At 36.1% G+C, this 25,151-nt stretch carries 18 protein-coding genes; 7 read left to right on the top strand and 11 right to left on the bottom strand.

The genetic code is table 11. The features are described from left to right. Positions 1-23 precede the first annotated feature (23 nt). The 5 genes from FLA105534_RS03580 to FLA105534_RS03560 all read right to left on the bottom strand — a co-directional run bounded on the left by FLA105534_RS03580 (position 24) and on the right by FLA105534_RS03560 (position 6,321). Complete coding sequence (locus FLA105534_RS03580; protein ID WP_173964678.1) at positions 24-2,498, bottom strand: zinc-dependent metalloprotease; 2,475 nt, start codon at positions 2,496-2,498, stop codon at positions 24-26. A gap of 327 nt (positions 2,499-2,825) precedes the next feature. Then, positions 2,826-4,112 (bottom strand): glutamate-1-semialdehyde 2,1-aminomutase, encoded by a 1,287-nt coding sequence (gene hemL, locus FLA105534_RS03575; RefSeq protein ID WP_173964677.1) that lies wholly within the window; start codon positions 4,110-4,112, stop codon positions 2,826-2,828. Between the two features lie 81 nt (positions 4,113-4,193). Then, complete coding sequence (locus tag FLA105534_RS03570; RefSeq protein ID WP_173964676.1) at positions 4,194-5,087, bottom strand: glucosaminidase domain-containing protein; 894 nt, start codon at positions 5,085-5,087, stop codon at positions 4,194-4,196. Then, positions 5,080-5,976: a 1-aminocyclopropane-1-carboxylate deaminase/D-cysteine desulfhydrase gene (locus FLA105534_RS03565; RefSeq protein ID WP_173964675.1), complete on the bottom strand. Its 897-nt coding sequence runs from the start codon at positions 5,974-5,976 to the stop codon at positions 5,080-5,082. Before FLA105534_RS03565 ends, FLA105534_RS03570 begins: the two co-directional genes overlap by 8 nt. A gap of 3 nt (positions 5,977-5,979) precedes the next feature. Then, entirely contained in the window at positions 5,980-6,321 is a 342-nt protein-coding gene (locus tag FLA105534_RS03560; protein ID WP_173964674.1) for a hypothetical protein, read from the bottom strand. 113 nt (positions 6,322-6,434) lie between these two features. On the opposite strand from FLA105534_RS03560, the gene FLA105534_RS03555 reads away from it, so the two are divergent. The 7 genes from FLA105534_RS03555 to FLA105534_RS03525 all read left to right on the top strand — a co-directional run bounded on the left by FLA105534_RS03555 (position 6,435) and on the right by FLA105534_RS03525 (position 14,086). Continuing rightward, entirely contained in the window at positions 6,435-6,620 is a 186-nt protein-coding gene (locus tag FLA105534_RS03555; protein ID WP_071636586.1) for a DUF5522 domain-containing protein, read from the top strand. Positions 6,621-6,937: 317 nt separating this feature from the next. Then, complete coding sequence (locus FLA105534_RS03550; RefSeq protein WP_173964673.1) at positions 6,938-8,914, top strand: urocanate hydratase; 1,977 nt, start codon at positions 6,938-6,940, stop codon at positions 8,912-8,914. Between the two features lie 85 nt (positions 8,915-8,999). Continuing rightward, positions 9,000-9,539, top strand: a complete 540-nt coding sequence (locus FLA105534_RS03545; RefSeq protein ID WP_173964672.1) for a DUF4136 domain-containing protein — start codon at positions 9,000-9,002, stop codon at positions 9,537-9,539. 263 nt (positions 9,540-9,802) lie between these two features. After that, positions 9,803-11,047 carry a threonine ammonia-lyase IlvA gene (gene ilvA, locus FLA105534_RS03540; protein WP_173964671.1) on the top strand — a complete coding sequence of 415 codons (1,245 nt, stop codon included), beginning with the start codon at positions 9,803-9,805 and terminating at the stop codon, positions 11,045-11,047. A 225-nt stretch (positions 11,048-11,272) separates the two neighbouring features. Then, positions 11,273-11,659 carry a group III truncated hemoglobin gene (locus tag FLA105534_RS03535; RefSeq protein ID WP_173964670.1) on the top strand — a complete coding sequence of 129 codons (387 nt, stop codon included), beginning with the start codon at positions 11,273-11,275 and terminating at the stop codon, positions 11,657-11,659. An 86-nt stretch (positions 11,660-11,745) separates the two neighbouring features. Then, positions 11,746-12,186 carry a hypothetical protein gene (locus tag FLA105534_RS03530; RefSeq protein WP_173964669.1) on the top strand — a complete coding sequence of 147 codons (441 nt, stop codon included), beginning with the start codon at positions 11,746-11,748 and terminating at the stop codon, positions 12,184-12,186. Between the two features lie 142 nt (positions 12,187-12,328). Then, positions 12,329-14,086 carry an aromatic amino acid hydroxylase gene (locus tag FLA105534_RS03525; protein WP_173964668.1) on the top strand — a complete coding sequence of 586 codons (1,758 nt, stop codon included), beginning with the start codon at positions 12,329-12,331 and terminating at the stop codon, positions 14,084-14,086. Positions 14,087-14,238: 152 nt separating this feature from the next. On the opposite strand, the gene FLA105534_RS03520 is transcribed toward FLA105534_RS03525, so the two are convergent. The 6 genes from FLA105534_RS03520 to FLA105534_RS03500 all read right to left on the bottom strand — a co-directional run bounded on the left by FLA105534_RS03520 (position 14,239) and on the right by FLA105534_RS03500 (position 24,946). Then, entirely contained in the window at positions 14,239-14,868 is a 630-nt protein-coding gene (locus FLA105534_RS03520; RefSeq protein ID WP_173964667.1) for a DUF4230 domain-containing protein, read from the bottom strand. A gap of 115 nt (positions 14,869-14,983) precedes the next feature. Next, entirely contained in the window at positions 14,984-17,302 is a 2,319-nt protein-coding gene (gene tamL / locus FLA105534_RS03515) for a translocation and assembly module lipoprotein TamL (protein ID WP_173964666.1), read from the bottom strand. Then, on the bottom strand, positions 17,286-22,376 hold the full coding sequence (locus tag FLA105534_RS03510; RefSeq protein ID WP_173964665.1) for a translocation/assembly module TamB domain-containing protein: 5,091 nt from the start codon (positions 22,374-22,376) through the stop codon (positions 17,286-17,288). The genes tamL and FLA105534_RS03510 overlap by 17 nt, the downstream gene beginning before the upstream one ends. 230 nt (positions 22,377-22,606) lie before the next feature. Further along, positions 22,607-23,563: a GSCFA domain-containing protein gene (locus FLA105534_RS03505; RefSeq protein ID WP_173964664.1), complete on the bottom strand. Its 957-nt coding sequence runs from the start codon at positions 23,561-23,563 to the stop codon at positions 22,607-22,609. Between the two features lie 122 nt (positions 23,564-23,685). After that, a complete protein-coding gene (locus FLA105534_RS23905; protein ID WP_262888432.1) occupies positions 23,686-23,817 on the bottom strand; it encodes a hypothetical protein in 132 nt (43 codons plus the stop codon). 370 nt (positions 23,818-24,187) lie between these two features. Further along, positions 24,188-24,946: a hypothetical protein gene (locus FLA105534_RS03500; RefSeq protein ID WP_173964663.1), complete on the bottom strand. Its 759-nt coding sequence runs from the start codon at positions 24,944-24,946 to the stop codon at positions 24,188-24,190. Between the last annotated feature and the right edge of the window lie 205 nt (positions 24,947-25,151).

Genomic DNA, 25,151 nt, shown 5'->3' with positions numbered 1-25,151 from the left:
TTTTTATTTTTTATTATAAAATCTTATTTCGGATTAAGAATTAAGTCTATTCTCTTAATACAATCCTCATAATGATATTTGGTTTCTGCATTTACAGGTCTCGCCTTTGCTGCCAAAAGTGTCGTTCTTAGCGCATTCAACTCACCACGTACCAAAGCTCTCACATCAGATTGGTTTACATTATAATATACCACTGATCGATCAGATGGCTTAATTTCTTCGGTCATTAATGCTCCCATTCGATCAATAAAACCACGTTGCAGATTTCTTCTGTAGATAGTCACATTTCCAGGTGCTGCTGCTTCTTTCCAGATTCCTTTTCGTGTATCTCTCAATAAATCCAGTGCTTTGTAAGTATCTCCTCCAACAATTTCATTATCTACTAATCTGCCAATACGACCAATACTAAGCAAACTATTCAACTGTCTCACCTGTAAGCTTCTGAATCTTTCCGCATAACCGGCAAAATCAGTATTCTTCAAAGTTGTAACATTTACAATCCATGTTGGTGAAGCAAAAGCGTTAGTCTGTAGCCAGTTCATTGCTTCAATCTGTTTTGCTTTCGGTACTACCTCGTAAACATTTCCTGCCTGATTTGGTTTTTTAGTATTTTCGTAAACTCCTCCAACATTAGTCACAACATGGCCTACATATCGACTCCAAACGTCAAGCATTTCTTTGTACAATTCATCCAGATCTTCATAGCTATTGGTTACATTACTCGTCCATTCGTTTAAATGAGCGGCAACATATTCTAAATTTTTAAGTCCGTAAGTACTTGCTTTCATAGAATTATTCCCAATATCTTCTGTTTGAGATGTAGGATCAAAAGCACTGCTTTGTTTTCCAAATTTGTACAGCGGATTTCCTGCTTTATCCAAAATCCATTTGTCTAAAGTAGCCGATTCATCCTCAGGAGATTTCACATTCGGAATCACTCTGTATCCCCAGTTTAAAGCATAGTGATCGTAAGCTCCCATTTTTCGAATAAAGCGAATGTTTTTATCACCAGGTTGTGCAATATAATTGTATCTCGCATAGTCCATTATACTAGCCGAAATTCCGTTTTGCTGCGTAAAATCACCATTTCGGTAACTTTCTACATCATACGCACAGCTTGCGCCCATATTATGCGGAAAACCTAAAGCGTGACCCACTTCGTGAGCAATTACCATACGCATCATTTCTCCCATTTCCTCATCGCTTGTCTGCAAAGTTCTCGCAGACGGATTTGCCGCTCCGGTTTCTAACAAATACCTGTTTCTGTACGAACGCAAATGATTATGGTACCAGATTACATCACTTTCGATAATCTCACCACTTCTGGGGTCTGAAACACTTGGACCAACTGCATTTCGAGTAGTACTTGCAACATAACGAACAACAGAATATCGAACATCTTCCGGGCTAAAATCAGGATCTTCGGCTTTTGTTGGAGCGTCTTTTGCAATAATCGCATTCTTAAATCCTGCTGTTTCAAAAGGTTTTTGCCATTCCTCTATCCCTTGTTTGATGTATTTTCTCAGTTTTTCAGGAGTAGCAGGGTCTAAATAGTAAACGATAGGTTTTACCGGTTCAACTAACTCTCCTCTTGCATACGCTTCAGGATCTTTTGGTTCCAATCTCCAACGACGAATATAAGTTTTAAGATCCGATTTCAATTCATTGCTTCCATAATCGTACTGGCTTACCGTAAACCAGCCTACCCTTGGATCAGCCAGCCTTGGTGTCATAGGTACTTCCGGCAGCAAAATCATCGATTGGTTCATTTGAATACTAATCGATTCTGTATCTTCCAGCATCGATGGTTTCGAAGCATTATAGGTCATATCCTGAATTACTTCGATATTCATTGGAAAGCTTTTGATCGTATTGATAAAACTTCTTGAATCGTCAAGCCCTTTTACTTTATACGTTTCGCGCATTTCTGACGAAATTCCACTGATCGCCTTAACATCTGTACTGTAAAATTTAGTAACATCAACCACCGTGTTTGCAGAATCTTTACTAAAAGCTACGATATCAAAAGCAAATAAAGTAGGCTCATAATTATTTGATTTTACCGAAATACTAATCGGCAAACTATCATTGGCAACCGCATTGTATGATTTTGATTTGATCAGAATTTTATCTTGAAAACGTTGCCAGACTATTAATTGCTCGTTGGTTTCTGATCCCGCGTTTACATACCCGCCACCCAAATTAGAAGGCAGTTTTGACAATCTGCTTACTAAAAGCATGTCTTTGTTCAGGTATTTATTCGGAATCTCGAAATAGTATTTTTTATCGACTTTATGCACTTTAAAAAGTCCGTCATCAGAGATAGCGTCTTTGGTGATTACCTTGCTGTAGTCTTTAATTGCTGACTCCGGTTTTTTCTCCGGTGGGGCAGCTGCCGATTCGTCTTTTTTAGATTTTTTCTTATTTGATTGTGCAAATTGAGAAGTAGGAAATAGCACAAATGCCGCTATTGTAGTTAAAATGAGAAATTTCTTCATTTACTGCAGGTTTAATGGTTATTTAATAAACAAAAATAATTTTTATCCTGAATATACGCTCTAAAACCTATTTATTAACTTTTCATTAACTACTTGGTTATTTTAGAATTTAAATTGTGGAAATGAGACGGAATAGTGTGAGATGTAAACTGTGAAATGTAAACTGTGAAATGTAAATTGTGAACTGAGACTGAACACTGAGACTGAATACTGAGACTGAATACTGAGACTGAATATTGAGACTGAAAACTAAAAAAAAGACCCAGCTTTACTAAAAAAACTGAGCCTCCAATTGAAAAAAAAATATATGTTTTTAACTTCTAAGATCTAAAAGGTCTTAGAAACTTTATCAATCGCATTAATGGTAAAATCCAGATCTTCATAGGTTAAGGCATCGGTAATAAACCAGGTTTCATAAGCCGATGGGGCAATATAAACACCTTCTTGCAACAAGCCGTGGAAGAATTTCTTAAACGTTTCATTATCACCTTTCGCAGCAGTTTGAAAATCAACAACCGGATTTGCATCAAAGTGAACAGAAATCATCGACCCTACTCTATTGATTGTAAAAACAACATTATTGGCTTTTAAAACCCTGTCGATTCCAGCTTCTAAATAAGCTGTTTTTTCTTCTAAACGAGTAAAGATTGCCGGATCATTATTTAGTGCCTGTAACATTGCCAAACCTGCAGCCATTGCCAGCGGATTACCTGATAATGTCCCTGCCTGATATACCGGACCAAGCGGTGCCAGATAATTCATGATTTCTTCACGGGCTGCAAAAGCACCTACAGGCAAACCTCCACCAATTACTTTTCCGAAAGTTACAATATCGGCATTGACATTATACAATTCCTGAACTCCTCCGCGAGCCAGACGGAAACCTGTCATGACCTCATCAAAAATCAGTAAAATTCCATTGGCCGTACACAATTCTCTTAAACCTTCCAGAAAACCTTTTTGAGGCGGAATACATCCCATATTTCCGGCAACCGCTTCTATGATAATGGCAGCGATTTCATTTTTATTGGCTTCGATTAAAGTCTTTACGTTTTCTAAATCATTGTACTTCGCTAACAAAGTATCTTTTGCAGTACCTTCTGTAACTCCCGGGCTGTTTGGCGATCCAAAAGTTACTGCTCCGCTTCCGGCCTGAATCAAAAATGAATCTGAATGTCCGTGATAGCAGCCTGCGAATTTGATAATTTTATCTCTTTTCGTAAATCCGCGAGCCAGACGAATTGCACTCATACAAGCTTCGGTACCTGAATTTACAAATCTAATTTTATCAATATTCGGCACCATAGAAACTGCCAAAGCAGCAATCTCCGTTTCTAATTCTGTTGGCATTCCAAATGAAGTACCCAATTTTGCTTTTTCAATTACAGCATCCACAACCGGTTGGTAGGCATGACCCAAAACCATTGGTCCCCATGAATTGATATAATCGATTAATTTATTTCCGTCCTCGTCATACAAATAGGCACCTTTGGCACTTTTTACAAAAATTGGAGTTCCACCAACTGCTTTAAACGCTCTTACCGGTGAATTTACCCCTCCAGGAATTACTTTTTCTGCTTCAGCAAAAAGCTGACTACTTCTTTTATATATCATTATGATTTTAGATTTTTGAATTCTGATTTTAGATTTTAAAGAACTTAAACTAAGACTTAAAACTGTGACTGAGACTGAACATTACTTCACTTTCAACTTCTGCCCGATAGAAAGTGCGTTGTCTGAAAGATTATTTTTCTGTTTTAAATCGTCAACCAAAAGGTTGAATTTTTTTGAAATCGAATATAAGGTGTCCCCTTTTTGAACTTCGTATAAATTAGGATCGTTCGAATTAGCATTAGAAGGAGAACCGGAAGGTGAAGAACTTCTTACCGGAGCTGATTTTTCAAAAGGTTTGTAGCTTTTTCCGGTAACCTGACAATCGTACTGGTGCAGATTGTATCGTTCGATATAACTAATTAATTTATCCGGGTAATTGGGATCTGTGGCATAACCTGCCGCTCTTAACCCTTTTGCCCAGGATTTATAATCGTCTTTTTCGTAAGTAAATAAAGTTGCATATCTATTTTTACCAACCAAAAACAAGGCATGATCTCTATAAGATTCTGCAGCTTCTGTATATTTTCTGAAACATTCCTGAGCCGAATCATCATCATGACGCACACTCTCTCCCAGCCAGTCCTTGTGGCATTTAATTCCAAAATGATTATTAGCTTCCAGCGCCAAATCTCCTTTTCCTGCACCGGATTCTAAAATTCCCTGTGCCAGAATGATACTTGCAGGAATGCCGTATTTCTGCATATTCCCTATTGCAATATCTTTGAATTGTAGAATATAATTGTTGATTAAATCGCTGGTTACAACTGTTTTTGAAGTAGACTGAATAACCTCAGTTGTATTATTTGTAGAAGGGTATTTTTTGCCAATTGGTTTGGTGTAAGTTGGCTTTTTGGTTGTTGCCACTCTGGGTCTCTGGACTGCCGCCGCTTTTTTGGTCGTCGCGATAGTAGGTTTACTAGAGGAGCAGCCTACTAAAGTTGCCAGCATTAAAAGTGCTATTATTTTTTTAACCATTGCTTTTGAGTATTGGTAATTTTTTCTGCTTCAATTTAACATTCATCCCTTTAATTCCCTGCAATCCGCCGGTATGGACCAATAAAATTTTTGAATGTGCAGGAAAATAGTTTTTATGTATTAAGTCTATAACGCCAAAAACCATCTTTCCCGTATAAATTGGATCCAAAGGCACTTTATTTTCTTCAAAAAAAGCATTGATAAATTCAATTAATTCCAAATTTACCTTCCCATAACCTCCAAAATGATAGTCAGAAATTAAATCCCAGTTATCTTTCTTTGCAAAAATACGAATTTCATCGGTTAAAAAGTCACCTTTTAACGCCGGAAACCCTAAAATTTTCTGATGCTGCAGCGAACCATTAATCAATCCCGAGATCGTTCCGCCCGTTCCTACCGCACAACAAACAAAATCAAAACGTGCATCTTCTTTTGTTAAAATCTCTTCACATCCTTTTACAGCCAATTCATTTGTTCCACCTTCAGGTACCAAATAAAAGTCTCCAAATTTACCTTTAAGCTTTTCTATAAAAGCACTTTCGTTTTTATGCCGATACTCCTCTCGCGTCACAAACTCAAACTGCATTCCGTTTTCCTGAGCAAATTTCAGCGTTGGATTCTCCTCTATTTTATCAAAAAGCTCATCGCCTCTAATAATTCCAATCGTTCTAAAACCCTGCTCTTTCCCGGCATAAGCGACTGCGGCAATGTGATTGGAAAAAGCGCCTCCAAAAGTCAGCAAAGTATTTTTATTTTCGGATTTTGCCTGAAGTAAATTGTATTTCAATTTCCTGAATTTATTTCCCGAAACAAACGGATGAATCAAATCTTCTCGTTTTATAGTCAACGAAATAGCATTGGGCAAGACGATATGAATTTCCTGATTCAAAATCTATTTGTGTTTTAAAGTTAAGTAATTTAAAAAGCCAAAAAAAGGTCGGTTTTTCAAATAATTCAAATGGCTTTCATTGGTGTAAGCTTCTCTCTCAAAGCTTATATTCCGATAGGCCAGTTCTTTGTTTTTATATTGAATGAGCCGAACTACGTATTCTAAAAGATAAAAAACATAAAACGGAAGAATCAATAATTCCAATTGCTGCCGAAGATGAATTTTTTCATGATTGACTAAAACAGCATTTTCTTTATCTGCACCATATTTCAAAATGACAAACGGAAACACAGCCATTCCCCGATACCCTTTTGGAATTAAATATTTAGCAACAATCAGAAACATTAGCTGTAAAATTTATAAATTTGTAGATGAAAATTGTTCAATTTCATTAAAGTCACAATCTATTAATTATTTTTGATTTTAATGAATGGAAAACACCAACGCAATGCAGATTTATGAAGGAGCAAAGTAATGAAAATAAATTAATCGAAGGGGAAGATTTTTACTATACCCCCGAAGGTTATAAATGCTTTACTGAAAAACACCATCTAAAACGTGGTTATTGCTGTAAAAGCGGCTGTCGTCATTGTCCGTATGGGTTTGACAAACGAACAGGCGAAATAAGAAAAAAAACGAATTAGAAAATGTGCCAATTTGATAATTTTTAAATCAGATCAACAATCTAAAATCAACAATCTAAAATATTTATATGGATATTCTGTTACGAAAATTTAGGATTACTATCCACAAATCCTATCACAGGTCGGATATCCGTTATCCTTAGTTATTTTTTAATTAGAGAATGTGCCAATTTGAGAATTAGACAATTATTTTATTTCTTTAATTGCCATGTCGCTCCGATGGAGCTTATAGCCTATTTAATAAATCGCAGATTATTGCTTGCTTAGATCAAAACCTTAGCAGCTTAGAATCTTAGCAACTTAGTACCTTTAAAAAAATGACTTTCAAAGAACAAATACAACAAGGAATTCCAACAATACTACCTCCAAAGGCAACATACGATCTGGCGATTAACCATGCGCCAAAACGAAAAGAAATTCTATCGACAGAAGAAAAAAAACTGGCTTTAAAAAATGCGTTACGTTATTTTGAAGCAAAACATCATGCCGAATTAATTCAGGAATTTTCAGAAGAGTTAGAAACTTACGGACGTATTTATATGTACCGCTTGCGTCCGGATTACAGAATGTATGCCCGACCAATTGACGAATATCCTGGAAAATCATTGCAGGCAAAAGCAATTATGCACATGATTCAGAACAATCTGGATTATGCTGTAGCGCAACACCCACACGAATTGATTACTTATGGTGGAAACGGGGCTGTTTTCCAAAACTGGGCACAATATTTATTAACGATGCAATATTTGTCTGAAATGACAGACGAGCAAACGCTGACAATGTATTCAGGTCATCCGATGGGATTGTTTCCTTCACACGCAGAAGCTCCAAGAGTTGTAGTAACAAACGGAATGGTTATCCCAAATTACTCTCAACCCGACGATTGGGAAAAAATGAATGCTTTAGGTGTTTCGCAATACGGACAAATGACAGCCGGAAGTTATATGTACATCGGGCCACAGGGAATTGTACACGGAACAACGATTACAGTTTTAAATGGTTTTAGAAAAATCAAACAAAATCCGGAAGGAAATCTGTTTGTAACTTCAGGACTTGGCGGAATGTCAGGCGCACAGCCAAAAGCCGGAAATATTGCAGGCTGTATCACCGTTTGTGCAGAAGTAAATCCAAAAATTACAAAAATTCGCCACGAACAGGGCTGGATAAATGAAATTGTTACCTCAACTGACGAATTGGTAAAAAGAGTTCATGCAGCAAAAGCCAATAAAGAAGTAGTTTCCATCGCTTATTTAGGAAATGTAGTAGACGTTTGGGAATGCTTCGACAAAGAAAACATCAAAATTGATTTGGGTTCAGACCAGACTTCACTTCACAACCCATGGGCCGGAGGTTATTATCCTGCCGGAATTTCATTTGAGGATGCCAATGAAATGATGGCCAGCAATCCGGAACTATTAAAAGAAAAAGTACAGGAATCATTACGCCGTCAAGCCAAAGCAATTAACAAACACACTGCAAAAGGAACTTACTTTTTTGATTACGGAAATGCCTTTTTATTAGAAGCTTCCCGCGCAGGTGCTGATGTGATGGCTGAAAATAATATTGATTTTAGATACCCAAGTTACGTTCAGGACATTATGGGGCCAATGTGTTTTGATTACGGTTTTGGTCCGTTTAGATGGGTTTGTACTTCTGGGAAACCAGAAGATTTACAAAAAACAGATACCATAGCAAGCCAGGTTTTAGAAGAAATGGCCAAAACAGCTCCGGATGAAATTCAGCAACAAATGCAGGACAATATCAAATGGATCAAAGGTGCGCAGGAAAACAAACTGGTTGTGGGCTCACAAGCCAGAATTTTATATGCCGATGCAGAAGGCCGAATTAAAATTGCCGAAGCTTTTAATCAGGCTATTGCCAAAGGTGAAATCGGAACGGTTGTTTTAGGACGCGATCATCATGACGTTTCCGGAACGGATTCTCCATACAGAGAAACCTCAAATATCTACGACGGATCCCGCTTTACAGCCGATATGGCGATTCAAAACGTGATTGGCGACAGCTTTAGAGGTGCAACTTGGGTTTCTATACATAATGGCGGCGGAGTTGGCTGGGGAGAGGTTATAAATGGTGGCTTTGGTATGGTTCTTGATGGTTCTAAGGAGGCTTCAAAACGTTTAGCATCAATGCTTTTTTGGGATGTTAACAACGGAATTTCAAGAAGAAGCTGGGCTAGAAATGACGAAGCTATTTTTGCTATAAAAAGAGCAATGGAAGTTCAGCCTTTATTAAAAGTAACTTTGCCTAATATCGTAGATGAAAATCTGTTTTAGAAAAAAGGTACTTCGACTTCACTTCGTATCGCAAAAACGAAGCATGTTATTATTACAGGAAGAAGAACATTAAATTTTTAAACATATGAAAACATTCAAATTAGTACCCGTTTTTTTGCTTTTAATACTAGCATCATGCAGCACGGTTAGTGTTTACTCCGATTACGACAAAAACGTAGATTTTGCCCCTTACAAAACGTATGCTTTCTTTAAGCCGGGAATTGATAAGGTCGAAATATCTGATTTGGATAAAAGACGTATTCTACGCGCCATCGATGATCAAATGCAAGCCAAAGGTTTTACCAAAAGCGAAAACCCTGATTTATTAATTAATATTTTTACTAAAGCAAGGGAACAAGTAAATGTGAATCAATTTAGCGCCGGCTGGGGTTACGGTTGGGGTTGGGGATGGAATCCATATATGATGTACGGAGGAAACCAGACTACCGTTTCAACTTCCACAGAAGGAACTTTATTCATTGACCTGATTGATGCTAAAAAGAAAGAAATGATCTGGCAGGGAGAAGGTGTTGGAACTTTAACCAAAAACGTTGCTAAAAAAGACGAAAAGGTTGCCGAGTTTGTAACTAAAATTTTAGCGCAATACCCTCCGGTTAAAAAATAATTAATACATTTGCGATTCAATTATCTTAAATGAAAAACTTAAATAACATTATTATCGCTATTACTATTATTGCAATTCAGCAATAATGGCGAGGTAATATATAAATAAGTAAACAAAATACATTTTATAAAACCTCCCAAAACGGGAGGTTTTTTTATTTAACGAATATCAAAGTTGCTACTAATTGCTCGAATTATTTTTTTATGTTAACAAAATAAAAATTAGTGTTAATCCGTGTAATTAGTGTCAAAAAAACAAAAATTATGAATTTATTTAACGAAGTACTTGCTGCTAAAAAGCAACTTGAAAATGTAGTTGCCGCTACTCCACTCACCCAAAATTTAAATCTTTCGGAAGAGTTTAAATCAACCATTTTATTAAAAAGAGAAGATTTACAAATTGTTCGGTCATACAAAATCAGAGGTGCTTACAACAAAATTTCTTCGTTAACCGAAACTGAAAAAGCAAGCGGAATTGTATGTGCAAGCGCAGGTAATCATGCGCAGGGAGTCGCTTATTCCTGTCATCTTTTGCAAATCAAAGGCAAAATCTACATGCCCAAAACCACTCCGAAACAAAAAGTAAAACAAGTACAGCTGTTTGGTAAAACGTTTGTTGAAATTGTACTTACCGGAGATACTTTTGATGATGCTTATGCTTCAGCCACAGCAGATGCAACTGAAAGCCAAAAAATCTTCATCCATCCTTTTGATGATGATAAGGTTATTGCCGGTCAGGGAACTGTAGGATTGGAAATTTTAGAGAGCTACAACGAACCTATCGATTATGTTTTTGTTCCCATTGGCGGTGGTGGACTGGCTTCAGGTTTGTCTGAAGTTTTTAAACAGCTGAGCCCAAATACAAAGATTATTGGTGTTGAGCCCAAAGGAGCTCCTTCGATGAAAACCTCTATGGAAGAAAATAAAAACACCGCTTTAAAAACAATTGACAAATTTGTGGATGGTGCCGCCGTAAAACAGGTTGGCGACAAAACTTTTGAAATCTGCCGACATAATTTAGACGACATCATTCTGGTTCCAGAAGGAAAGGTTTGTACTACAATTTTACGTTTGTACAATGAAGAAGCTATGGTAGTAGAACCAGCAGGAGCATTGACTATTGCAGCTTTGGACTTTTACAAAGATAAAATCAAAGGTAAAAAAGTAGTTTGCGTAGTGAGCGGAAGTAATAATGATATTGAAAGAACTGCCGAAATAAAAGAACGTTCTTTACTATATGAAGGTCTGATGCATTATTTCATGATTCAGTTTCCGCAGCGCCCGGGTGCTTTAAAAGAATTTGTAAACAACATCTTAGGTCCCGATGATGACATCACTTATTTTCAGTTTGCAAAGAAAAACAGCCGCGAAGTTGGTTCTGTAGTTGTTGGTTTGGAATTAAAAAATAAAAAAGATATTCTCGCTATTAAAGTGAATATGACTAAGAATGGTTTTGAATTTCAATACCTAAATGATAATCAGGATTTATTTACACAGCTGATTGGATAAACAAAATGGCTGTCTGATTTAAAATTCAGACAGCCATTTTGTTTAAATTCAAGATCTTACTCAACCCAATTCACCCTTAACAAAAAGAAGCTAATCCCTTCAAAATTGTCTTTAAGCGCTACATAACCTCTCCTATTGAACCAGACAAATAACCTGAAAATGATAAATATCAGTGATTACAGCTAAGTTAATCGTATTTTTGCTATTCATTTATAGTTAGAAAGCATGACAACTCTTAAAGACATATCAAACATAGAAGACATAAAATTAATGGTGGACACCTTTTATAATAAAGTAAGAAAGGACGATTTACTTGGTCCTATTTTTAATGATAAACTGCAGGATCGCTGGCCTGAACATTTAGAAAAAATGTACGGCTTTTGGCAAACTATTTTGTTTGATGTTCGTGCCTACTCGGGAAGCCCCTTTCCTCCACACAAACAACTACCGGTAGATAAAACTCATTTTGACCGCTGGGTACTACTTTTTAACAGTTCTATCGACGGACTTTTCTCAGGAACCATAACCGAGGAAGCAAAAATACGCGCAGCCAATATGGCGTACATGTTCAATCATAAGATTGAATATTTCAGAAACGTAGACAATCATTAATTCAAGAAAAACTCGGATATTTCTTTATATTATTTTGGATTGCACATTTTTAAATGGCTAAATTTGACCTCAACAATATTTGAAATATGATAAAAACATTACTATCTTTTCTTCTTTCTTTTTTCATTTTTAATGGTTCCCAAGCTCAGACGGTTAAATCTATTTTATATAAAGGTACTATCGACGGAAAAACTGCCGTAACTTTTTATATAAAAGCTGAAAACCATCCTTGCAATGCCAATCTGATGTATACCTCAATGTATCGTTATGACAAATCCGGCAATTGGATTCAATTAAATACGACTCAAAATAAAAAAAATAAGCGCGAGTTTGTATTTGTAGAACAAGGATTTACCGGAGTCATGATTTTAGAGAAAGACGACACCACTTTTAACGGTTTATGGATAAGTCCGGACGCCAAAAAGCAACTCAAAACAGAGTTGAAGAAAGTCCCCATGACTGCAAAAGATATTGAATTCTATGAAGATAAAATGGAAAAGGTAAATTATGAAAATAACGATTGCTAAGCATTAATCCCTTTTTACTGTTGTAAAAGAAATCCGCGAAAAACGCAATAAAAAATCACTTCGAACAAAAAAATTATAAGGAATAGCAAAATTTAGCATCTTTAATTTGTAATTTTACATTCTAATCTACAACGTTTTCGAAATGAATGCCAGTATTGAAACAAACCCTTTATTAGAGCGATTGCCTAAACATTTAAAGCAATTTATTAAACCTCAGGATTATGGTGATTACACGCCAATTAATCAAGCGGTTTGGCGCTATGTGATGCGTAAAAATGTAGATTATCTTTCAAGAGTTGCGCACCATTCTTATCTGGATGGTTTGAAGAAAACGGGTATCGAAATTGACTCCATTCCAAGCATGTACGGGATGAATCGAATTCTGACTGAAATTGGGTGGGCAGCTGTTGCAGTGGACGGATTTATTCCGCCAAATGCTTTTATGGAATTTCAGGCGTATAACGTTTTGGTTATCGCTTCAGACATTCGTCAATTAGAACATATCGAATATACACCAGCACCGGATATTATTCATGAAGGTGCAGGTCATGCTCCTATTATTGCCAATCCGGAATATGCAGAATATTTAAGACGCTTTGGAGAAATTGGCTGTAAAGCTATCTCTTCTCATAAAGATTATCAAATGTATGAAGCAATCCGACTACTTTCTATTTTAAAAGAAGCCGAGGATACGCCGCAGGAAAAAATAGACGAAGCCGAAAAAGCGGTTGCCGATTTACAAAACAATATGGGGGAATTGTCTGAAATGGCTCAAATTCGAAACTTGCATTGGTGGACAGTAGAATATGGTTTGATCGGAACAGTTGAAAATCCAAAAATATATGGTGCAGGGTTACTATCCTCTATAGGAGAAAGCGCCTGGTGTATGACGGATAATGTGAAGAAAATCCCTTATAATATCTCTGCTGCCAATCAAAATTTTGACATCACACAATTACAGCCTCAACTTTATGTAACGCCTAATTTTTCTTATTTGAGTTTGGTTTTAGAAGAATTTGCAAACAAAATGGCTTTAAGAACCGGAGGTTTATCAGGAATACAAAAATTAATTCATTCCAATGCTTTAGGAACGATTGAACTCAGTACAGGCTTACAAGTTTCAGGTGTATTTACCAACGTTCTGGAAGACGAAGGAAAACCAATATACATCCAGACTACCGGAAAAACTGCTTTATCGTACCGCGAAAAAGAATTGGTTGGTCACGGAACTCTAACACATCCACACGGATTCGGAAGTCCGATTGGGAAACTGAAAGGCTTTAATCTGGCGATTGAAGACATGAGTCCGAAAGATTTACAGGCTTATTCTATTGTAGAAAATGAAACCGTAAAACTAGAATTTGAAGGCAATATTATTGTTGAAGGTGAAATCATTACAGGCTCGAGAAACCTACATGGTGAAATCATCCTGATTAGTTTCAGAAATTGTACGGTGACGCATGGGGAAACGATCTTGTTTCAGCCTGAATGGGGGAACTATGATATGGCGATTGGTAAAAAAGTCGTTTCGGCTTTTTCCGGTCCTGCTGATGTAAATAGTTTCGACCTGATCAATACCGTACCCAAAACAACTACTATAAAAGCAAAACATTCAGACGAACGTGACGACTTAGAAGTATTGTATCAAACTGTTCGTCTAATTAGAGAGAACAAAGGTGCTACAACTGAATTAAAAGCTGTATTTCACAAACTAAAAGAAAGCCATCCTAATGATTGGTTATTGGCTGTTGAAATCACTGAGCTTCTGAAGAATTCAAATGAAGACCAACTTTTACAGGAGGTTTTAGTTCATTTAGATCAACTGAAGATTAAACGCCCTGAAGTTGCACATTTAATTGCCGGTGGATTGGATTTGATTTTTGATAAGGAAGCGGTTTAGTTTAGAAGTTATTCTAAGTTGCTAAGGTTCTGAGATACTAAGGTTCTAAGTTTTTATTTCTCACGCAAATTTTCATTTTTTGTCCTTACGAAGAACGAGAAATGAAAAAAAATCAGCACCTTAGTATCTTAGCCTCTTAGTACCTCAAACAATCAAAGCTTCAAATCCTGATTCAATTCTTTCTCAGATTCAATAGTTTTACCGTTGTATTGCAGTTTCCAGCCCATTGAATTGGTCAAGATTAGGATTTTAGACAACTCGCTGATTAATCGGTTCTGAGCATTTGTTTTCAACGTAGAGCCCTCTATTTTTTTAGCCAGATTCGCTTTTACCGATTTATTGATTTTGTTGTAATCGTCTCCCGTAAATGGATTCAGTTTGCTTTGTTCTACATCATAAAACTGTATATCCGGATTAATTGTAATTTCTTCTTTTGGAATGTTTAAAATCGTAATCGTTTTGTTCTTCTCGTCGATATCGTACTTCATTTTGTGCAAATCGTAAGCAACGGTAACATTTGCATTTACCACTACAAGTGCTTTCTTCTCAAAAGAAACCATGTCCATTAAATACTTCTGCTGATTTTTATACGTAATGACTTCAGAGAAATGGCCTTCGGTCACGACTAACTTTCCAACATTTAAGATTTGCTGTTGAATCAGATTGGTATTATAGTCGATAGTCGAATCGTCGTCTTTTTTGAATTCACAATACTTGAAAGCCAGTACTATTACAAGTACGACCGCAACCAAAACTATTATTCTCTTTATTAAATTTTGCATTCCATTAATTTATTAGACCAATTTACTTCTTTTTTTCAAGAGGTTAAACGTTTTCTGCTACGTTTTTTTTCACGACCGAACGTTAGCGAAATGAAAATTATATTCGTAAAAAAAATTAAAAAGGATATCCAATTGCAATGTTTAAAATCAAATTATCTTTTCTCCAGGGACCGCTTCCAAAATTAATATCGTCGATTACCCATCTCTGGCCTTGTGGCAAATAGGGTTTTCTTAACGGAAATGCCAAATCGGTTCTTAAAACCAGAAAAGACAAATCAAAACGCAGTCCGGCGCCAGCTCCTACGGCAATATCTTTCATAAAATCTTTGGTAATTTCTCCGCCCTTCTTGTTTGGATCTGAATTGAGCAGCCACACATTTCCTGCATCTACAAATACGGCACCTCGAACAATACTAAAAAGTTTTGCCCTGTATTCGGTACTAAATTCCAATTTCAAATCGCCTGACTGATCCGGAAGAAAATTATTAGTCGTTTGTGTATTGAGATAACTTCCCGGTCCGAGGGATCTGGCTCTGAAAGCCCGAATGCTATTGGTTCCTCCTACCACAAATTGTTTAGCCGTTGGCAAAGCTCGCGAATTTCCGTACGGAAGTCCTATTCCCAAAATAATCCTGCTAGCCAATTCACTTTCTTTCCCCAGCTTTAAATAATGCCTGAAATCACCTCTCATTTTTACGAACTGACTAAACGGAACGTCAAATATCTTTATGGTATCATTCTTCTTAATATTAGCACCTGTCACCAAACCTGTAACGTTTCCGGCCAAATCTAGATCACCACTAAAATAAAACGTATTTTTTCTACGCTTTTGCATGGTATTGGTGTAGGTATAGGTATAAGTTGGTCCAAAAATCAGCTGCTTTTCAATTACTTTTTCCAAAGATGGATCTTGTTTAATATCTGCTAAATATTGAGCCGTCACATGATTGGGACTCACATAAGTCACATCAATTATATTCAGTTGATGTTCTTTCCGAATATTCTCTTTCCATTGATATCCAAAAGATGTTTTAAAAGAATTTAAAGCATACAATTGTGTTCGGTTTTGATATTCATAGCGCACTGTTGCTTTTGTTCGCGGCACATATTCGCTGGAACCTTCAATATGAAAAAACGGAACGATAAATCTTGGCCAGGTCAAACTGGTTTCTGTTCCAAGTTTGTAAATGTTTCTCCCGTTATTCGCTCCTGAAAGCTGAAAATCGGCACCGCCAAAAATAGAAACTGTCAGCAATTCTGCTCCACGAAATAAGTTTCTATTGTTCCAGTTTAGATTTACTTCTGTTCCGGTATAACTGGCTGAATTTGTTTTCCCCAAAACTTCTACCCGAATAAATTTCTTTGGTAAAAGTGTTAGATAATAATACGCATCCAGTGCATTTGGTAAACTGTCAGAAGGCTTAAATTCATTCTTAACAAAACTGAATGTTCCTAGATTCACAAAGCGATTTAGGGTCAGATTGTGGTCTTTACGGTTGTAAAGATCGCCTTTTTTGAAGTAGATAGCGCGGTCAAAAACTCTTGGTTTAAAAGTGTTTGCCGTATCAATAATAGTGAAATCTTTGTACTGAACCACATCTTTCGGCTGGTATTTCACACTGTCTTTTGAAATGGTAAAATTCGGATAAACTACAACTTTATTGATCTTATAAGCTGTAAGCGCTTTTGGAGGCGTATCTGCTTTAATGACCAATCTAATTTTTACTTCATGATCTCCTTTACTACTGTCGACCTGAGCCAAAAGATAGTCGGGGTTAAAATAATAATAGCCTTTCTCCTTCAGTCTGGCGTCTATACGTTCGCGCTCTGCTTTTATAACATCCAAATCATACGGCTGCCCCACTTTCAGCAAACTTCTTCGGCTTGATCTTCCGATTATTCTGGACATTGCCAATGAATCATCAGGAAAAATTACGCTTTTAATCCTGTATTGCTTTTTGGGCACTACTGTATATTCTGCTGTAACTCTTTTATCACTAACGGTTGAATCGGCACTTACGCGAGTTTTAAAATAGCCTCTGTTTTCGGTAAAATTCCGAAGAACAGCAGCATTATAGTCTAAGTCGACTTTACTAAAAAGTACCGGAGGTTCGCCTACTTTAGTGCGCAGCCAATATCGGATTCCCTTTTGCTTTTTAGGCTCTCCAGCCATATTGTAAAACCATAGTTTAGGACGCAATCCCAGAAACTGTTTGTTCGGTTTCGGGCGCAGCAAATCATTCAGTTCGTTTTCCAGTTCTTTGCGTTCTTTCTTTCTAAGAACAGAATCTTTTACGGTTACTGAACCTCCTGTGTATAATAAATCGCCTTCCGGCAAATACTTTGTATTACTGCATCCAAAAACAAAAAATAAGGATAGCGCAGCAAAACAGCTGATGTATTTCATGCTCCTGTTGCTATGTTTTTTGCTCATTTCCTTCTATTTGATTTTCCTTTTTTTGCTTCTCCTCTTTCTCTTTGAGTTTATTCTTTTCCTTGCGCAGTTTCTCTTCTTTTATCATTTCTTTTTCGGCTGCACTGCGATGAAAAAGTTCGCGGAATTTATTATAACTCATGGTGATGATAAAGGCAACCCCCGTTTCTACTACCTGTCCTTCAACTGCAACCTGATATTCATTTTTTCGATACGCACGAACCATATAACGACCATCTTTTGTTAATTGATAGTCCAACGCCACATCTCCCGCAATATTGGTACTTTGCTCGTTGGCACGTTCCTGACCTTCAACGGCAAAACTGCTTCCTACTGTAACTTTTAATCGATCGTTTAACAGCTTTTTAGAAACCCCAACGTTCAGATCGGTTCTGTTTTCTCTGCTTCCCGACGTATAATCGTCTGTTGACTCGAGATCAAATTCTAACTGAACTCCGGTGATTAATTCCCCGGCAAGATCATTTAGTTGTTGTGACAAAATTTTACTCACACTTTGTCGTGCGAGCGATTCTGCACTGGTTCCGCCGCTTTCGCTCGAAAATGGGTTTTCGCCAATAAATCGGTTCAATAGTAAAAGAGCAAAGACCTGTTTGTTCAATTCCGCCGGTTCTTGTCTTAACTGCTGGAGTTTTGCTTTGGTAAGTGATACCACATTTGCAGAAACATCATTATTACCCTCCGGAAGTACAATATCAAAAGTGATTTCAGGTTTTAAAAGCTCCCCGTTCATTTTCAACAAAGTCTGAAACGGAATTTTCTGCTTATAGGTGTTTCGCTCCGTAGGGTTATCCGTTGGCAATTGATTGCCCAATAAGTCTATTGGTGCGGTGTTTACTTTATAAATCGCCGTAATATTAAGATTGGCCATAGTAGGCTCACCATTCCAAATGATATAACTTCCTTTCTGAATATCAAATTTTCGTCGGATCATGTTGAAATTCATCTCATATGCCCCATCCGAAAACTCGTATTTACCCGTTAAAGTTGTTTTTCCTGACGGATCGATTCCTCCGGTAAGTTCGGCTTCTCCTTTTAAGTTCAGATAATCACCGTTTCCTTTATCGATAACCAATGTTAGTTCTGCTTCCTTGTCGATCGAAATAGCCACGCTTACATCCATACCAACTAACCTTGATTGATTGAGTTTTTGCTCCATGGCAGCAGTTTGTTTCAGATACTGATTGTCTTCGTCTACAAACTCTACTATTCCTTCGCGATCTGCTATGGAAGGATCTGATTGCGGCATTACCACAGTAAACTTAGTCGCTTTGTTTATTTTGATATTCCCACCAACTACAGGATTTTCAAGTGTTCCTTTGATGTTTAGTTTGGTATCTAACAGCAGATCTCCATAAAACAAATCATTGTCTTTTTCTTTTGAATGTATGGCTCTGAAATTATCTGCAACAACGGTTAAACCAAAGTCAAAACGAGTGTAATCTGTCGATTTGATGGTTCCGTTTACAATCAGTTCATTGTCATTTTCATCATGCAATGTGAAGGTATCAAAGGTGATCACATCGTTTTGAAGTGTTATTTTTTCATCGACTGTTTTAAAATAGGAGTTGAACTTCGTTACTCTGAACCCTGTTTCTTTAAAGTTAAGTTCTCCATTTACCTTTGGAGCAGTTTCATTTCCTGTAATTTTAAAATTCCCTGTTAAATATCCCGTTCCCTCGGTTAGATTGCCCATACTAAAGCCTTGAATGCTTTTGATGTTCAGTTTGTTCAGATTTAAATCAAAGTCCAGATTTCCATCGTCTATTTTGTAATTTCCGGTCAGATTCACCTCATTTCCTTCTCCGTCAAGCGTTACGTTGGCTGCCAGTAAATTTGCTGTTTTATTGTCGACTTTTACCGCTATATTTCCAACCGGTTCTCCTTTAAAAGCAAATTGATCTATTTTGATATCCGAAGTAAAAGTAGGTTTCGTCATCACATTTTCAACCAGAGCATTTCCATTGATTAGCCCTTGCATTAACAATTGATCTTTTTTGACGATGTTCATAATCGTCTCTATTTTAAAATTCACAAAATCAACCTGTAACGGAGCATTATCCTGATCTCCCTGCGATTGAATCCTTAATTCGTTACCTGAATTTTCTAAATTAAATTTATTGACATACAATCTTTTACCTCCAAACTCCACCACATTTTCCGGATCTACATTCCATTTATCATAGTTCAAAATAAAATTCTGAGCATCAATCCTGAGGCTATTTTTTGAACCGTCATGCTTTAAATCTCCAGCAATAAAATATTGCTGTTTTTCTTTGACATCTTTTACTTCCAATGCATAATCGAGAATATTGTTTTCAATTTTTCCGGACAAACTTGTAAACGGAATTTTTAAAGATCCGCTTTCAATCGTACCAAACGAAACCTTGTATTCTAAAGCATTCTCTTTGGCTTCAATATTAATTTTCCCATCGGCAATGGTATTGTCTGCATATACAATTCTCGGAATACTTCCATTGATTTCGAGAGAATCGGTTACATTGTTGTATTTTCCTGTTAGAGTAATCGGCTCTAAACCTTTTAATTCTGGAAGTAGTTTCAGTAAAATAGGATCGTTATCCACCTTTATTATAAAAGCCAAACGTTGCTCATCGGATTCTCCCTTTTCTTTTGGATTTTTTAAATCAATGTATTTTGATGCTGTTTTTTTCAGTGCTGCTGTTAAGGTTGTCAGTTTGTATTTACCATCGATTTCGGCGTTTAAAAACTGAGAAGATACTTTGATGTTGTTTCGATTTTGATCGGCAAAGGCAATTACCCGAATTGAATCGAGAATGATAGGTTCTGCCTCCTGTGCAATCTGAATGTTCGAAAGAAATACTTTTCCGTTTAAAAAATCAGGATTACTATTGGCAATATCGGCGTCGACATTTCCGCGCAGTTTCATTGGGCCGGCGTGCAGGTTTAATTTTTCGAGATCTGCAATATCCAGGTTTAATTTTAACTGAATGGTAGGGTATTTGTCTTTAGTATCTCCGCTGGCCGTCAGATCAAAATTCAGATTCGGGTCTTTCATTCCTGAATTTACAGCAAAAGAACCATTGGCAATATGCCCTTTTAAAGCCAAATCTTTATAGGTATATTTATTAAAAATTGCTTTCTGAACCAATCCGTCAAATTCTGCCTGAGCCGTTTTGGGGTCCAAACCTTTGCCTTTTACTTTTGCCTTAAGCGTAATTCTTCCTATTGAATCGTTTTTAATCAATCTTCCCAAATCAAAATCCAGTAAATAAACGGTCGCATCATATTTTTCTTTTTTCTTCAACCGCTGATCGAACAAAGCATCTACTTTTGCCTTACCGAAACTGCTGCTCAAAACCAGATTGGTTTTAAAATTCTGAACTGAACCTTTGAACTTTCCTTGTAAATTTAACTGAGCGGGCAACTGAATGTTTTTCGGAATCGTCCCGGCTGGCACAAACGAATAAATGTCTTTGGAGGTACTGGAAAACTTTTTAATATCTAAATCATAATCCGCCTTTTGCGCATCAGGCAGGCCTTTTATCTTTCCAGAAATAGAGACTTTTGTAGTTCCAATCCCGCTCATTTCGAACTGTGGAATAGCCAAATCTTTTATTTTTCCGCTCAAACGGGTGTTGAGATACAAAACAGCATTTGGATTGCTTTTAAACGGATTTGTCTTTTGCAAATCTGGAGCAAAAAGCAAAATGTCCTTAAATCCGATTTTAGACTGGTTTAAAACGGCATCCAAAGTAAGATTGCCCAAGTCTTTAGAAATGGAAGCTATTGAAGGATAAGCAACTTTAATACTATTTTGAAAGAGTGTTTGCGGGGTTTTTAAATACAAATCGTTCAGGTACGCATGCTTTGGACCGTAAAAGAAATTGGTTTTAAAAGCCTGAAGCTGCAAACCGCTTTTGTCGTTTGCCGTCAGCGTTTTTATATTTCCTGAAATCGTATCATTCCCATAATACAATTTTTCTGCTTTAAAATTAAGCTGATCCAAATCCATGTGACTGTAATCGATTCCTTTAGCAATTGGTTTTGATTGCATATCATCAAATTTGAAGGCTATATTTTGTATATCGATAAGGTTTAGTTTTACTTTCCAGCCCGCTTGTTTAATAGCTGTGGTATCTAAATCAGGTGTCTGAACTTTTTTGTCTTTTGCGCCCAGTCGTAAATTCCCTTTTAGATTTTTTAGTTCGAAAGCATCAAAATCCAATAACTGGCGGTTCAGATCAATTTTGTTTACCGATAAATTCAACTCATCCAGTTTGATTCCCGAATCTAATTTGGAGTCTTTGTTGTCATACGCAATATCAATTTTTGCGAATCTGATCATTCCTAATTTCAAATTGAAATCTGTTCTTTTCGAAATGGTATCAACGGTTTGTACCGATGCTTCTGCAATCTTCTCCACCACATCCTGATTCAAAACCACTTTTAATCCGTTTAAATCAATATTCGGAATATTGAAACTCATTTTATCCAGATCGAATTCTTTGAATTTGGTATCAAAATGTGTGAGTTTTACGCGGATATTGTTTTTCGAAAAACCATCTTTAAAATCAAACCTGACATTGTCAAGATTTACTTTTACAACCGAAATTTTAAAAGGTTTGGCATTTGGATCTTCCGCTTTTGGATCTTTAGATTCGAATGCTTTGATAATATAATCAAAATTAAAAACGCCCTTTCTATCTCTCGAAATGCGGGCCGTTGTGTTTTGCAGCGAAACGGAATTAATTTCCAGTTCGCTGTTGATCAGTTTAAACAAATCAACATCCAGCTCTAAACGTTTCCCGCTTAACAGTGTATCCTTTTTTTGATCTTCAAAGTAAAAACCTTCCAAAACAATATCTTTTGGAAATTCTATCGAAATGTGTTCAAGGGATACTTTTGTTTTTATCTTTTTATGCAGATAGGTAATCGCCTTATCTTTTACAAAATTCTGTACCGACGGAACCTGAATTAAGATAATAAGAAGCAATAAAAGCGTAATTACAGAAGCCATGCACCAAAGCAGTACACGAAGTGTTTTTTTTAGAAAATGAATGGATTTTTTATTCATACGTCAATAAAACACATTTAAATTAAGTTTAATTCAGACAAAACTGTAGTTACAAATTTGAAAATTTTAAACTTTAACAATTTACACAATTACCAGCAATTATTCTAAAATTTAGGGGCAAATAATCATTTTCTTACTTTTATATTGTCATGAAAACGCAAAAGTGCAAACAAAAAAGAAAATTTTAGAAATACTCACGCAATGACGCAGCGTCACACAAAGTATGGTATTTAAAAGTTAATATGCCTCCATTTATCTTCTATTGCCTTTATTTTTTGCTGTAGTTTGGCTAAGAATTTCCGATGTTGTTCAGACTCCGGATTGAAGCTTCGATGACGCAGACTCTTCTGAATTTCATCTACTTCCTTCAGAGTCGAAATACTATTTTCGGCGATATAATTTTCGCTGAATCGCTGCCAGATATAATCAATTGCTACAGCATTGGGGTGCAGCATATCTTCGGTATAAAAACGATAATCCCTAAGTTCGTCCATCATAATTTCATAAGACGGGAAATATCCTAATTGTTGATTGTTGCTTTTAGATTGCAGATTATGATGAAGTCCGGCAAATAAATGCGACTTACTCAATTGATTTTCGGCAAAACCATCTTTTATGTGTCGTACCGGAGAAACAGTAAAGATAAAATTGATATCCGGATTTAAAGTCTGAATCAAATTAATTGTGCTTTGAATGCTTTCCGAAATCAAATCAACTGATAACAGTTCTTTTGTAAATTGTTTTTGAGGTACTTTATGGCAATTGGCCACGATTTCATCACTTTCTAAATTTCGGTAAATCCAGGAAGTTCCGTAAGTAATGATAGTATGTGTAGCTTCTTTTAATTTTTTATTGGTTTCTGAAATTGCTTTATTCAAAGTCTCGAGTAATTCCTGTCGATCTGAATTGCTCAAATCAGAGTGTACTTCATAACTGTGCCAACGTTCGTTATGAAAAAAAACATCTTTTTCGGTGTACGCTTCCTGCTTTACTATTCGCTCGATTATCTTCTCAATTGAAACCGGATTAAAGATAATCCCAAACGGATTTGTAGCGTTTTGAAACTTGAAGTAATCAAATTTCTCTGCCATATTCTCTGCAAAGCAAGAACCTATTGCCAATACTTTCGAATTATAATCTATTGGATTATTGGTTTTAGAAATCGGTATTTGGGTTCTGAATTGCATGAAGTTGTTTTGTGTAAATTTCGGTTTTTTTTCACAAACAAAAAAGCCGAAAACAAAATGCCTCCGACTTTTCGCCCCCAAATTTTAAACTTTCTATTAATAGAAACATTCAGATGTATATTTTAATCCTTCAACATTATCGATGCTTTTTCAGGATATCCGGCTGCATTATACGCGTAACTATTAGGTAGTCCATACAGTCTTTCCTGAATTATCTGAAATTTCATTGTGAAAAACTCCGGTTCCTTCTCCATCCACAAAAGAAATTTTATCAAATCCTAAAATATTTTCAGCATTACAAACGTAATACTCCTAAAAATCAAAACCTTACGGGATTCCACATCTAAAACACAGAACTCAACTCAAAACAAACATAAACAACTGACAACAAACAACATACACTAAAAAAAGCACTTTAAAAAAAAGTAATTAAAAAACAAAAAACAGTATAAATACTTAGCCATTTTCTTGTATTTACTTATTGCTCGCATATTTAAAAAAAAATGAAATCTGGGTTCTGAATTACATGGCGTTTAATTTGAACACGAATTTTACCCATTTCGGGCGATAAAAAAAGCCAAATACAAGAGTATTTGGCTTTTCATATAAAATGCAATTTTGCTTTTAGTATGTCAATTGAGTTGTCTCAGTTAACTTACCATCGTTTCCAAAATGTTTTTTCTCTGTTGGAAAATTACTATCGTTGTAAACATAAGAGAAAGTACTTACATAAGATGAAGTAGCTGAAGTTCCTGTTATTTTAACAACATTGTTAACAGAAGTACCTTCTTCCGCATCTAGTAAAAGTTTAATCCCTGCAACATTAGCATTAGAGGTCTTTTTTGAATCATACTCGTAAGTGTAGGTAGTATTTGCCTTGCCATAATAAGAACTTTCGGATTTAACTAAGTTACCGTCTTTAAAAGTATACTTTCCAACCTTTCCACCTTCTTCTTCAGCTCCTGTTGCGGCGTTTACATAAAACCCTTCAAAAGAAACAGTACCGTCTCCATTTTGAGTGTATTTCGTTTTGTAATATTTAGTTGCACCTGCATCTTTCACAGTTACAGAAGCCACCTTTCCTGCAGAATAGATATACTCAGTAGTCGTTACAAGTACGTTATCTGATTTGAATTCTTCTATTTTTGAAATTAAATCACCTACATATGAAAACTTAAGAATAGTACCATCATTATCTGTTTCACTTACCAATTTGTTACCATTGTACTTCACCTCCGAAAAATAATTCTCTTTTGGATCGGCGTACGAATAAGCTATTTTCGATGGTTTTAATGAAGAGGATGCATCTGCAACATCATCACTAGAACAAGAAGAAACCAGTACCATAGCTAAAGCACTAAAAAGGCATAAAATTTTTTTCATTTTGATTTGATTATTTTTGTTATTTGGCGCGAAAATAATATAACCAAAATTTAAAGCCTTACGGGATTCCACATTAAAAAGCATAGTATTCTTAAGCACTTCTATCAATTTACTAATAACAAGCAACCTATATAAAAACTATTAGTAATATAATTTAATAAAAAAGTAAAACACACTATAAACACCTAGCTTTTTTCTTAGTTTT

This window comes from Flavobacterium collinsii (assembly GCF_902804485.1).
GTDB lineage: Bacteria > Bacteroidota > Bacteroidia > Flavobacteriales > Flavobacteriaceae > Flavobacterium > Flavobacterium collinsii.
This window is presented reverse-complemented; position numbering and strand designations above follow the sequence as displayed.

Bases quoted from the DNA above. Each gene is read 5' to 3' on its own strand.
- FLA105534_RS03580 (WP_173964678.1), bottom strand. From the start codon at position 2,498: ATGAAGAAATTTCTCATTTTAACTACAATAGCGGCATTTGTGCTATTT.
- hemL (WP_173964677.1), bottom strand. From the start codon at position 4,112: ATGATATATAAAAGAAGTAGTCAGCTTTTTGCTGAAGCAGAAAAAGTA.
- FLA105534_RS03570 (WP_173964676.1), bottom strand. From the start codon at position 5,087: ATGGTTAAAAAAATAATAGCACTTTTAATGCTGGCAACTTTAGTAGGC.
- FLA105534_RS03560 (WP_173964674.1), bottom strand. From the start codon at position 6,321: ATGTTTCTGATTGTTGCTAAATATTTAATTCCAAAAGGGTATCGGGGA.
- FLA105534_RS03555 (WP_071636586.1), top strand. From the start codon at position 6,435: ATGAAGGAGCAAAGTAATGAAAATAAATTAATCGAAGGGGAAGATTTT.
- FLA105534_RS03550 (WP_173964673.1), top strand. From the start codon at position 6,938: ATGACTTTCAAAGAACAAATACAACAAGGAATTCCAACAATACTACCT.
- FLA105534_RS03545 (WP_173964672.1), top strand. From the start codon at position 9,000: ATGAAAACATTCAAATTAGTACCCGTTTTTTTGCTTTTAATACTAGCA.
- ilvA (WP_173964671.1), top strand. From the start codon at position 9,803: ATGAATTTATTTAACGAAGTACTTGCTGCTAAAAAGCAACTTGAAAAT.
- FLA105534_RS03535 (WP_173964670.1), top strand. From the start codon at position 11,273: ATGACAACTCTTAAAGACATATCAAACATAGAAGACATAAAATTAATG.
- FLA105534_RS03530 (WP_173964669.1), top strand. From the start codon at position 11,746: ATGATAAAAACATTACTATCTTTTCTTCTTTCTTTTTTCATTTTTAAT.
- FLA105534_RS03525 (WP_173964668.1), top strand. From the start codon at position 12,329: ATGAATGCCAGTATTGAAACAAACCCTTTATTAGAGCGATTGCCTAAA.
- FLA105534_RS03520 (WP_173964667.1), bottom strand. From the start codon at position 14,868: ATGCAAAATTTAATAAAGAGAATAATAGTTTTGGTTGCGGTCGTACTT.
- tamL (WP_173964666.1), bottom strand. From the start codon at position 17,302: ATGAGCAAAAAACATAGCAACAGGAGCATGAAATACATCAGCTGTTTT.
- FLA105534_RS03510 (WP_173964665.1), bottom strand. From the start codon at position 22,376: ATGAATAAAAAATCCATTCATTTTCTAAAAAAAACACTTCGTGTACTG.
- FLA105534_RS03505 (WP_173964664.1), bottom strand. From the start codon at position 23,563: ATGCAATTCAGAACCCAAATACCGATTTCTAAAACCAATAATCCAATA.
- FLA105534_RS23905 (WP_262888432.1), bottom strand. From the start codon at position 23,817: ATGGAGAAGGAACCGGAGTTTTTCACAATGAAATTTCAGATAATTCAG.
- FLA105534_RS03500 (WP_173964663.1), bottom strand. From the start codon at position 24,946: ATGAAAAAAATTTTATGCCTTTTTAGTGCTTTAGCTATGGTACTGGTT.